This is a genomic window from Chryseobacterium rhizosphaerae (genome assembly GCF_003385455.1).
GTDB classification, from domain to species: domain Bacteria; phylum Bacteroidota; class Bacteroidia; order Flavobacteriales; family Weeksellaceae; genus Chryseobacterium; species Chryseobacterium rhizosphaerae.
Genome location: NZ_QNUF01000019.1, coordinates 1 through 12,496 on the forward strand (window position 1 = coordinate 1; position 12,496 = coordinate 12,496).

Here is a 12,496-nt window from a genome sequence, read left to right on the forward strand (position 1 = left end):
GTAAAGAAAAGCTTAATTCCCAAATTCAGATAAGTGATATAACGCATTTTTTCAATACCCTGGAAAAACCATTCGGGAAATAATACATACCCTAATAAAAGTAAGCTTGTATAAAAATAAATCTCTTTGTTTTCATAAAACGGAGGATACAGACAAACTACTATAGCAATGATCAACCAGGAAATTAATAAAAAAAGAGTTTTAATTGTTAAGACTTTACTGTAAATAATATTTAGTTTTTTGGGACTGTCTCTATAAATAGCGACATCGCGGGTAGCTGTAATTCTAAAACTAAAATCAGTTAAAGCAGTAAAATAAGCTATAAGTGATGCTGAAAAGACAATAACTCCATATTTTTCAAACCCTATTACCCTTAATATATAAGGCAGAGTAATTAATGGCAGCAACATTCCCACTAGCTGCAATGCAGATAATGAAACAAAGTTTTCTAACAATGCTTTTTTATCCTTGGTGTTAAAAATCTTTTTTATTCTGTTAATCATTATTTTAAGGTAATCGTTTCGTCATTATTTTTAAACTTTTGACCATAGCCATTTGCATTTCTAGAAGTTGCTCCCAGTTTCCCAAAATCCATATTTATATTTACTTGATGTGGAGCTCCTTTAAATGATCTGAACTTTGCTGTTGCATTATTTTGAGAAGAAAAGTTATTGATACTTATGTCTCCATTTAATTTTGAAAATCCGGTGTTAGCTTTGTCTCTTGTAACAGCCATTCCAAAACCAATTTTAGATCCGTTATCTTTGAAATTATTTATTGTAACTGAAATGGCCTTTTGCTGTTTGCCAACCAAATTGCCGGGTGAAATTATGATTCCGTAATTCCCATTATTTTCAGTTTCTATATTATTAAACTTCACATTTTTTATGTCATAATAATTGTTGTCCGGCTCAATATCTATTCCAGCCTGAGGATTGATTCCTGATGTATTCGCTATGTATGCATTTTCCAATAACATATTTGTTACTGCTCCAACGGTTAACCCATTTCTGCGGTTATCTTTTAAAACAACATTCTTAATGGTTATATCTGAAGAACTAACTCCGTTTCTACCACCTATACAAATTCCATCTCCCCAATTACTCTCTATATAAGACCCGATAATATTAATATTACTACTAGACAATATATAGATTCCCATTCCCCACTCTCCGGTAGTCGACAAATGTTTATGTCTGTCACCTGTTAAACTGGGATAATAAATATCTACATGCTGAATATTAAATAGATTAAGTATACCATTACGATCTTTAGCATTAGGTTTCATCATCAACTTTGAATTCTTTTGGAAAAGAATTTTCTGATTAGATTTTAATGTAAGGCCATTTTCATTAACGAGAATAGGAAAGTCAGGCATCATAAGGATTGAATTCTCGTTAAGTCCTTTCTGGATATATGAGGTATAATCAATATCACCCTTTGTAGAATATCCTTTTGGCAAATAACCTGTAAGATCCTTAGCAGTTTTAAAATATTTAGTTTTAACCACTTCATAATCTGAAAAACGATTACTAACATAATATTGGCAATTACCCAAAAAACATATTAATACTAAAAATAAGAATATCAGCTTTTTCATTTTGTTGGAGTTAATTTGTTAATTATTGTAAAGAATGGTATAAATACAACCAGATTGATAAATAATGTTGCAGAAATTGATCCTATATTAATCATCATAGAGGTTGAACAGCCAAAAGCTAAGATGATATATAAGAAAAACAAAACCGGTGAATTTGTAGAATAGGCTTCTTTTTCAAATTTGAACGCCAGAATAGTTAATATAAAAATATAGATGTAAAAAAAATAAATTGAAAAATGATATAGTCCTGCTACAGAGATCGGGACAATCTGATCCCTGGAACGGCTTGATCCATATATTTGATTGTTAAATTTAATGTTCGTCTTATAGTTGTCATTTGAAAACTTTGACAATAAGGGTATATTTTGACTGATATCAGAGATAAAGTAATAGTACTTGTCAAAAGGATTTACATCATTTTTTTTATAAGAATCATATCCTATTGCATAATTGGCTACCCCTCCAAAATAAGCGTTCAATTGATGAAGGCTCAGAAGTCCACCTACATCAGCTTTTTTCGTGCTTTCTGAAAATTTGGAAACTGAAGCGGCCAGTAATATAAGTCCAAAGAAAGCAGACGTATATCCTACAATTTTTTTCCTATAAACAGGGTAAAAATAAACTAATAAGAGTATTAAAGGAAAAGAAGCATATACAATACTGAATCGGCTGATCCCAACAATAATCGTTGCATTGATCAATACAACGATGATAGACAGGATAAGTTTTGTGCTCTGTTTTAACTTAAATGAATCGATAAATGAGAAGATATAAAGTACTATATATGCCCTCATTACAGGAAACATAATACTCACTAATGGAGAAACACTTTCCAGGTCTCCGGAGACTTTAAGTCTTAAATAGGCTGAAATATCCCATACAAAACTTAATTTATGTAAAAAGCTTTTATTGGTAGCAATAATTAATATAAATAGAAAAAACAAGCCGGTAGTAACCGTATTTAATTGCAAAAAATTTAATTTATTGGTCTTTAATTTTACCTTTTTTGAAAAAGTACAAATATAATAGGCAATTAATATAAATAACAACTCAATGATCATCATTGAAACAGCATAGGCCTCATTAACCGTGGTGCTACCAAACTTCAATTTGTCATTTCCTAAAAAAAGACAGGGAATTATGATATACCTTATTAGCTGCTGAATTGTAATAATCCAAAAAATGAAATATGACTTAAGCTTTACAAAGATGTTCGAAATAAATAATGTAAAAAAGCCTAATCCTACTGGCAGAACATAAACATTCTGATAGAAAGTATTGCTAACTTTCCCATAGATAAAAAAACCTATAGAGAAAAATAGAAAACTTAAAGAGAATAAAACTAATTTATATGATTTATTTATCTCCATGCTCAACAGGCGTGTTTATTTCTTAATTAAATAAAAATTATACAATACGGTACTCAATATTTGAAAAACGGAATAACTTCCAGAAAAAGCTAAGAGAAAAAGTGAAATTTCACCTGTTCTCTCAACTTTAAATTTATTACAGTCTGGAATCACATTGATCCAAGACTCCTTTTACATCATAAATGATTCCTTGTTCCTTTAAATAATCATTCAGGTTAATATCCATAAACTCATTATGTGCCACTGTCAGAATAATAGCATCAAACTTTTCATCTGGAATCACATTAACCACATTAAGATCATATTCATGTTTTACTTCTTCAGGCTTCGCCCATGGATCAAAAGTAGTAACATGTAAAGCATAATCTTCAAGTCCTTGAATCACATCTACAGCTTTAGTATTACGTACATCCGGACAATTCTCTTTAAATGTTATTCCTAAGTTTAACACTTTAGCTCCATTGATATTGAGATTTCTTTTTATCATGGTTTTCACCAATTGAGAAGCAACATACTGCCCCATAGAATCATTGAGACGACGTCCAGCTAGTATAATTTCTGGATGATATCCATTTTCCTGTGCTTTCTGTGCCAGGTAATATGGATCAACGCCAATACAGTGACCGCCAACCAGTCCAGGTTTGAATGGTAAAAAATTCCATTTTGTTCCTGCTGCTTTTAATACTGCATGAGTATCAATCTCTAAAAGGTTGAAAATTTTTGCCAGTTCATTCACAAACGCAATATTAATATCTCTCTGTGAGTTTTCAATGACTTTGGCGGCTTCGGCAATCTTAATGGTAGGAGCCAAATGGGTACCTGCAACGATCACAGATTTATATAAAGAATCTACGACCTTTCCTATTTCCGGTGTTGAACCTGAAGTAACTTTTAATATTTTTTCTACAGTATGCTCTTTATCTCCCGGATTAATACGCTCAGGAGAATATCCTGCAAAGAAATCCTGATTAAACTTCAGTCCTGAAACCTTTTCAAGAACAGGAATACATTCTTCTTCAGTAGCACCTGGATAAACAGTAGATTCATAGATTACAATATCTCCTTTCGACAATACCTTTGCTACAGTTTCTGAAGACTTATATAGCGGTGTAAGATCAGGACGATTATGTTTATCTACCGGAGTTGGAACTGTAACAATATAGATATTCGCGTCCTGAATATCTTTAATATCAGCAGAGCAGTACAAGCCTTTTTCAGCATTTTTATAAAAAGGATTCTCTTCTTTTAATGTTGCTTTTAAAACTTCATTTTCTACTTCTAAAGTAGTATCTACCCCTGTATTTAATTCTTCAATCCTTTTTTGGTTGATATCGAAACCTACAACCGGATATTGGGTTGCAAATAATCGAGCTAAAGGCAAACCAACATACCCCAATCCTATAACGGCAATTTTATATTGTTTATTCATAAAAAAATCGATTTAAAAATATTACTTTAAATTCTCCCAATACCAGCTAATAGCTTCTTTTAATCCTTTGTCTATCGTATGGGTAGGCTGATAACCTAATAGTTTTTCTGCTTTTTCAACTGATGCTAATGAGTGTGGGATATCTCCTACACGGTTCGGACCATAGTTCACTTCCACTTCAGCAATTTTCTCATCGAATTCACTTAAGTATTTTTTAAGGTATCCAATTAAATCATTCAATGTAGTGCGGTCTCCTACGGCTGTATTATAAACCGTATTCACTGCTTCCGGATTTTCTGTAAGCATCGCCCGTTCATTCATCTGAATCACATTATCGATATAAGTAAAATCACGTGAATAATCTCCTGTACCATTAATTGTAGGGGATTCGTGGTTGATCAGCTGTTTTACAAATAATGGAATCACTGCGGCATAAGCTCCGTTCGGGTCTTGTCTTCTTCCAAATACATTGAAATACCTTAACCCAATACACTGCATTCCGTAAGTTTTTCCAAATACATCAGCATACAATTCATTTACATATTTAGTAATAGCATATGGTGATAATGGTCTTCCGATTACATCTTCCACTTTGGGTAATGATGCAGAATCACCGTATGTGGATGATGAAGCAGCATATACAAAACGTTTCACATTGGCATCACGCGCCGCAACCAGCATATTTAAAAAACCTGAAACATTCACATCGTTACTTGTAATAGGATCTTTAATTGATCTTGGCACAGAACCTAGTGCTGCCTGATGTAATACATAATCTACATTTTCTACTGCTTTGTGGCAAACGTCCAAGTCACGGATATCTCCTTCAATGAGCTTATATTTTGGATTTGTAAGGAAAGGCTCGATATTATGACGGTGCCCCGTTGCAAAATTATCCAAGCAGACAACGTCATATCCTTTATTTAAAAAATATTCCGTTAAGTTAGAACCAATAAAACCGGCTCCGCCTGTAATTAAAATTTTATACATTTTTATGATTTAAATATTTTCTTCAACCAATTTTTTTTGTCTTTTGTCTGACTATAACCATAGCCATAACTATAGTTGTATCCATACCCTCCTGCACGCTTTGAAACATCATTAACGATAAAAGATACATTACTAAGTTTAGAATCTCTCACCAAATCATTGGCAAAATCTATTAAGATATTTCTTGATATAGCAGACCTTACTACGTATAAGGTAGCATCAGCAGTATCAGCAATACTAAGAGTATCTGAAACTAGCATAAGCGGTGCAGAATCTATAATAATATAAGCATACTGAGAAGACATCTGATCAATAAGTTTTTGGTATCTTCCATTAGAAAGAAGTTCCTGTGGATTAGGAGGAATAGCTCCAGCATAAATGACATCACATGAAGGATTGGTGTGCGATGTATGGATAAGGTCCTCAACATTCACTGAATCATCATATAAAAATTCAGTAAGCCCTTTTCTTTTCACGGGTTCACTATCATATCTCTGAATCTGAGGATTACGGATATCTGAACCAATAAGGAGTGCTCTTCCGTTTTTATTGGCTATGGTAAGAGCAAGGTTAACTGATACTAGGGTTTTCCCTTCTCCTTTTACCGAAGAAGTTACCATAATTACTTTAGCTGATTCTTTTGTAGGTAAAACAAATTTAAGATTGGAAACAAGTACCCTGAATGCCTCAGCCAATTCTGAAAAGTCATTTTTCTGTACAAGATGATTTTCATTATTTTTCAGTGAAGGAATATCAACTAATACCCCTAACCCTGAACGTTCCTTTATATCACTTCTGCTATAAATCTTGTCATCCAGAAGGAATAGCAAATAGAAAATTGCAAATGGAATTACTAGCCCAAGGAAAAAAGCACCTGGAAAAATAATATCTTTTTTAGGAGATACAGGAGTGTCTTCTGTAAAGGCAGGATTTACAATTTTTGCTTTCGGTACTTCTACTGATAAATTAATTGCATTCTCTTCCCTTTTTTGAAGGAGAAATAAAAATAGTTGTTCTTTAAGATTCTGCTGACGCTCTATTCCTCTATAAATTTTAGATTGTCCTGGAACTTTTTCTATAACATTTTTATTGGTTGTTATTTGATTTTGTAATTGAGCAATCCCCGTCTGAACACTTTGTTTCTGTTCACGAATATTATCACGGATAATATCCTTTAAAGAGGCAATCTCCTTGTTCATTTCTATGACAGCTGGGTTTTCATTGGTCGCCTGCTTAAGGGTTTTATTTCTACTGATTACAAGTGTATTATACTGAGAAATAGATTGTTCTAATGAAGGATTCAACCCTAGATTAGACGGCATAAGCTGGTTGTTGCTTTTTACAGCTTCTGTAGAAAGTGAATTCAGAAGGTCAAGCTGAGCCTGTTGTTGAAGAAGGACCTTAGTATTTTCACTTGTATTTTGCAAAGCTAATTCTGCCTGTGCCTGCAAATCTACAATACGATTACGGTTTTGGAAATCTTCTTTCTGGTTTTCTACTCCGGAAAGATCCTTAGTAATCACCTCAAGTCTTTTATCTATAAATTCTTGGGTATTCTGAGCCTGTAGATTCTTATCTCTCTGACCATCCAAATTATATTGTTTAGTCACTTCATTAAGAATAGCTTCTGATTTTTCGGGAAGAGATCCGATCAAGCTGATGTCCATCAACATAGCCTTTTCATCCGGCAAATTCACCTGTATTGTTTTTTCAAGTTTTTTTACCTTTTCAATAGGGTTCCAAAAAATAACTTTATATTCAGACTTAATGGCTACAGAAGAATTTCTTTGAAATATGACTGTTCCAAAATCCAATTGTACAGGAATATTGAATTTCCCCACAATTTCTTTTTTCTTTTGGTCATGAAGTGTAAACTGGTCTCCCTTTATATCAGTTAAGGTATAAGCGGAGGACACAAACTTTTCTTTAGTATAAGTAAGAATTTTCGCAGTTATAGGAGCATTAATAAATAGCTGCGAATCCTTAAATTCTCCTGCATTGAAATATTCTATATTGAGATTAAGATTTTTAACAACCTGCATGAGTATCGGTCGTGAATTCACTACTGCTGCTTCACTTTTTAATTCATCAGAATTACCGAGACCAATTCCAAGATTATCAAGATCAGCCAAAGCTGAGGAAAGGTCATTTTGTTTTTTATCAAATTTAAGAGTCGTTTTCGACTGATATTTAGGCACACTGTACCTAAGGTAAATATAAGCACCTGATACAAATAACAAAATAGAGGCAATAAACCACGGCCATTTGTAAAGGTATTTAGAAATAGTCTGCCCTATATTTAATTTTTCTTCTTTTGCCTGAAATTCCATCTGCTGCATATTCTATCGTGTTAAAGCAATTATAAGAGTACCTGCCGTTAATAATGCTCCTATAATCTGGAAGGTAAGTGCTCTGTTCGGATTAGTATTAGCCTGAACCTGTTTGTTTTTATCCGGCTGTACATATAATATGTCGTTTTGCTTGATGTAATAATACGGTGAGCTTACAATGTCGGATCGGGTTAGGTCAACATTAACAACCTGATCTACTCCATCATCCCCTGTACGGATAAGTTTTACATTCGTACGGTCTCCAAAATCTGTCATATCACCCGCAAGTCCTAATGCCTGAAAGACATTAATTTTTTGTGAAACACTTTGTTTCTGCCCTGGGTCTTTTACTTCCCCCAAAATGCTTACGTTAAAATTTTTCAGAGTAATGGATACCATAGGGTCTGTCAGGTATCTCTTTAGACGGGATTCCAGCTCTTGCTTTAGCTGTATCTGGGTCATTCCTTTACTGTATACATTTCCTAATACCGGAAAGGATATATACCCTTCATCATTTACTAAGTATTCACTTGGCTGTACATATTGATTAATTCCGGTTCCGCCTTCACTCCCCACTTTATTTGCCGTATTAAGGTTGAAGGGCTTTACAGCAATCTCATCAAGCGCTGAAACAAGAATCAGAAGAACATCTCCTTCCTGGATGTGCAATCCCTGGAATTTTGCTTTCGTAACTTCTTCTTCCATATTATGCCTTGACATATATACCATATTTTGTTTCGGCTTACATGATAACAAAGTAACCGACAACAGTACCAGATACGTAATAATAGTTCTCTTCATATATTTTTTTAGTCTATTGGTGTTAACGCTCAATTTTATTTAGAATCTATGTTTACACTATAATTGGAGCGTGATACGTATTTTTAATACATGATTATTAGTTTCACTTTTTTGTGAAAATTTTTAATGTATTATGTTGTTTTTAGATTAATTCTTCTCGATGCAATTTTCGTTCCGATTAAGATAATTTAGCAAAAATAATTACTTATTTTTTTGTTATTTATATATTTTTTACACTATGTTACTGATAGACTTCATATTCCGGTGTTTTATCTAAAATTTCAAATTCTGAATTGTTACTTATAAATTCCGGCACAATGATCTTCAAAATCTTGACAACCTGTAACCCATCTTTTTTTATCGCCGACCTCATAATCTGTTTACATAAAATTTCTATGTCTTCCAACTCCATCACCGGATCTTTTGATATCATGATTTTCTCATGATGGGTAGGAATAGTAGTAGAGTTATCCGTTAAGAGCTCTTCATATAGCTTTTCACCGGGTCTTAAACCAATAAAATCAATCTTAATATCAACATCCGGAGTATATCCTGACAATTTGATCATCCTTTTTGCCAGATCCAGAATTTTAATAGGTTTCCCCATATCAAAAACATAAATTTCGCCTCCATTCCCCATTGTTCCTGCCTGAAGCACCAATTCACAAGCCTCAGGAATGGTCATAAAATAGCGAATAATATCCGGATGGGTAATGGTAACCGGGCCTCCCTTTGCAATTTGCTTTCTGAAATGCGGGATGACAGAACCATTAGAACCCAGTACATTTCCAAAACGCGTGGTAATAAATTTGGTTGTATTATCCGAAGAATCTTGCAAAGATTGCACAAAAAGCTCAGCAGCTCTTTTAGAAGCCCCCATTACATTGGTAGGGTTCACAGCCTTATCTGTAGATACCATCACAAAACGATCAACATTATATTGTCTGGATAACAACGCTAAGTTTTTAGTTCCTCCAATATTTACAAAAATAGCTTCGTGCGGATTATCTTCTATCAAAGGAACATGCTTGTATGCTGCAGCGTGATAAACTATTGAAAAACTGTAATCTTCAAATAGCTTTTCCAGTCTGTAAAGGTTGGAAATATCCGCCAGCACAAACTTGAATTTTTGATTGGGAAACCTTTCCAACAATTCAAGCTTCAGTTCATGCAAAGGTGATTCTGCCTGATCCACAACGACAATAAGTGATGAATCCAGCTGAGCAACCTGTCTTACAATTTCACTTCCAATAGACCCTGCTCCACCGGTAACCAAAATACTTTTATTATAATGACGGCTTTTCACCTCTTCACTTTCTATTTTTATCGGTGCACGGTCTAATAAATCTTCAATCTGAAGAGGACGAATTCCCCCTATAATACCTTCCTCTTTCGTGTGATTGACATTTGGAGCCTTTAATATTTTCAATCCTTTATCTAATGCTAAAGCCGTCCAATCTTCCATCTTAGGTCTGGGCATTGTTTCATTGATTAAAATCGCATCAAACCGGCTTACCCAATGATCATTTCTAAGAAGGCTCTGCTTATTATAAATCTTGTGTCCAAGCAACATTGCTTTTTTAGAGTCTGGTCTGGCACTAAGAAATCCCGCTAACTGATACGCATGACCCGGATTATGAATAATAGCGTTCGCTAATGATACAGATTCACCTTCTACACCTATAACAGCAATTCTTATTTTAGATGGATCTTTCTTGGAATCCCTAAACATTCTAAAAAGCTGCTTGGTTACCATTCTGAAAAAGAACATCAGAAAAGTAGAAATAAAGAAAAACAAAAAAAGAACAGGATACAGGTACACTGGTTTCCCCAGTATAAGTTCTGATATAAAATTTAACCCAAGCAGAACGATAAGAGTACTACCTGAAGCCCATACAATTTTAAAGAAGTCAAAAAAAGTTGAGTATCTTATAATTCCCGCATATGTTTTGAACAAAAACATAAAGAAAATATTGATCCCAATAATCACAAAAATCTTTTCATTGAAATATTCAATAAAATTAATCTTTACCTGAAGGTTTTTTAAGAACAGATATGAAATTAAAATTGAAAAAGAAAAAATCGAAATATCAATAAAAAAAACCAGCCATCTAGGTAAATACCTTAACTCTTTGATCCTGAAAACATTCCCCATATTAAAAAAATAGAACTAAAAAGCATTAAAACTTTATTTAATTCAACATTTGGTGTCTTTTTTTTCAAAGCAAATGTAACAAATTATTATTTACATATTCAATACCATAGATCAATTTTTGTTCATAAAAAAATAAAAAAATAACTATATACTTTAAACTGAATCATATATGCATTTAGTATTTTAAAAAATTAACAAATTTTTTAAAATTCTAAAAAAAATGTTAAAAAAAGTAGACATATCTTGTCTGTAAAATCACGTAAACAGCCTAAAACAAAAGAAAAACAACACTTCTAAATTTTTATTCTATGAAAACTTTTTTTAAGATTCACACAAGTTTGAAAACTTAATTATTCACAATTCATAAGAGAAATTATAATTTAATAATGAATAAAATTTGCCATTTATTAAAAACGATTTAATCAATTCAATTATTTAACAAAAAAAATTAAACGAAGCTTAAATAAAGCTTAAAAAAAAATTAAAAGAACTAATTTGATATTTTCTTGGGTCAATTTGTCTGAATTTTGGCACCCAAAAAATTTTTTTATACAATCAATTTTGTTCAGGAAATTATAACATAAGATCTGTCAAACTATTTTTTGCCACTCAATTCTCCCTCCAGAGATATTATTTAAGTTTTTCCAATAATGTTTTTCTTAAAAATCACATCATGCTTTAGTTTTTTCAAACCAATAAATACACTTGTAGTAGAAGGCGATTAAGGTAAGTGTAGTATATAAGTAGTATGGGTTAAAACTTAAATTTATAAAAAAAATAAAGGGTGTGAATATATTTTTATTCTACATTTGATCGTCACCAAAATTGAAATTAATACATTAATTTAACAAAAACCATATCACAAACAAATATATTTTATCTTTTTAGCAATCTAAAAAAGAACAATTAACTCAAAACACTGAAAATTATGAAATTACACAAGAGAATTTTGCTTGGATCATTTATTTCGATGGCAATGGTATCATGTAATACTACCAACGACAATATAGAGGAAAAAAGCCCGGAAGCACAAACTGCATTAAATGCAGGTACGTCGGCAGATTTTGCAAATACACAAATGTGTAAAGATGTTTATCTTCCCGGAGAAGGTTATATTCCAGGAACCGCCTCAAAGGGAGCGGTTGTTTCCAGTAAAAAATGGCCAAATGGAAGTGTGATTACCGTAAAGCTTACCGGAGGTACTACTAAAGTTCGCAACAAAGTAATGCAATATGCGCAACAATGGTCCCAATATGCCAACATCACCTTTCAGTTTGTCACCAGCGGTACCGCACAGATTCGTGTTTCCTTTATCTCTGGTGCAGGATCTTATTCATATATAGGAAAAGACGCGCTTAGTATAGCCTCTAATCAGGAAACGATGAACTTTGGTTGGTTTAATGATTCAACAACTGATACGGAGTTCAGCAGAACAACCATTCATGAATTTGGACATGCACTTGGCATGATTCATGAACACCAACATCCTTTGGCTGCTATCCCGTGGGATAAACCTAAGGTATATGCCTATTATGCAGGTGCTCCCAATTATTGGACCCAAGCTCAGGTAGATAATAATCTGTTTGCAAAATATTCAACCACTCAGACACAATATAGTGCTTATGATAAATTGTCAATTATGCACTATAGCATCAGTTCAAATTTGACTACAAACGGATTTAGTGTTGGTAATAACACAGTTTTATCAGCTACAGATAAGCAATTTATTGCTACAGTATATCCAAAAAGCTAAAGATTTGTACACCTCTGATTATACAAGGTATATTTATCTTATACATCATTCAAAATAACAAGAAAAGC

The 12,496-nt window shown here is 32.9% G+C and carries 9 protein-coding genes; 1 reads left to right on the forward strand and 8 read right to left on the reverse strand.

All coding sequences use genetic code 11. The annotated features are described in order from the left end of the window. The 8 genes from DRF57_RS15295 to DRF57_RS15330 all read right to left on the reverse strand — a co-directional run. Window positions 1–503 (reverse strand): oligosaccharide flippase family protein (locus DRF57_RS15295; RefSeq protein ID WP_157969901.1); only part of this gene is annotated, 503 nt, incomplete at its 3' end. Further along, window positions 503–1,600 (reverse strand): right-handed parallel beta-helix repeat-containing protein, encoded by a 1,098-nt coding sequence (locus tag DRF57_RS15300; protein WP_115919447.1) that lies wholly within the window; start codon window positions 1,598–1,600, stop codon window positions 503–505. The genes DRF57_RS15300 and DRF57_RS15295, both read right to left, overlap by 1 nt. Continuing rightward, the gene (locus DRF57_RS15305; protein ID WP_123863332.1) at window positions 1,597–2,571 is read right to left on the reverse strand and encodes a hypothetical protein; all 975 of its coding nucleotides are present in this window, start codon (window positions 2,569–2,571) and stop codon (window positions 1,597–1,599) included. The genes DRF57_RS15300 and DRF57_RS15305 overlap by 4 nt, the downstream gene beginning before the upstream one ends. 535 nt (window positions 2,572–3,106) lie before the next feature. Next, window positions 3,107–4,399, reverse strand: coding sequence for a nucleotide sugar dehydrogenase (locus DRF57_RS15310; protein WP_115919451.1), 1,293 nt, complete (start codon window positions 4,397–4,399; stop codon window positions 3,107–3,109). A gap of 21 nt (window positions 4,400–4,420) precedes the next feature. Next, a complete protein-coding gene (locus tag DRF57_RS15315) occupies window positions 4,421–5,389 on the reverse strand; it encodes an SDR family oxidoreductase (protein WP_174772372.1) in 969 nt (322 codons plus the stop codon). Window positions 5,390–5,391: 2 nt separating this feature from the next. Beyond that, complete coding sequence (locus DRF57_RS15320) at window positions 5,392–7,728, reverse strand: GumC family protein (protein ID WP_115919455.1); 2,337 nt, start codon at window positions 7,726–7,728, stop codon at window positions 5,392–5,394. 3 nt (window positions 7,729–7,731) lie between these two features. Beyond that, window positions 7,732–8,520 carry a polysaccharide biosynthesis/export family protein gene (locus DRF57_RS15325; protein ID WP_115919457.1) on the reverse strand — a complete coding sequence of 263 codons (789 nt, stop codon included), beginning with the start codon at window positions 8,518–8,520 and terminating at the stop codon, window positions 7,732–7,734. Between the two features lie 241 nt (window positions 8,521–8,761). Then, entirely contained in the window at window positions 8,762–10,675 is a 1,914-nt protein-coding gene (locus DRF57_RS15330) for a polysaccharide biosynthesis protein (RefSeq protein ID WP_115919459.1), read from the reverse strand. Window positions 10,676–11,603: 928 nt separating this feature from the next. On the opposite strand from DRF57_RS15330, the gene DRF57_RS15335 reads away from it, so the two are divergent. Then, a complete protein-coding gene (locus tag DRF57_RS15335) occupies window positions 11,604–12,428 on the forward strand; it encodes a M12 family metallopeptidase (protein ID WP_047485956.1) in 825 nt (274 codons plus the stop codon). Window positions 12,429–12,496 lie beyond the last annotated feature (68 nt).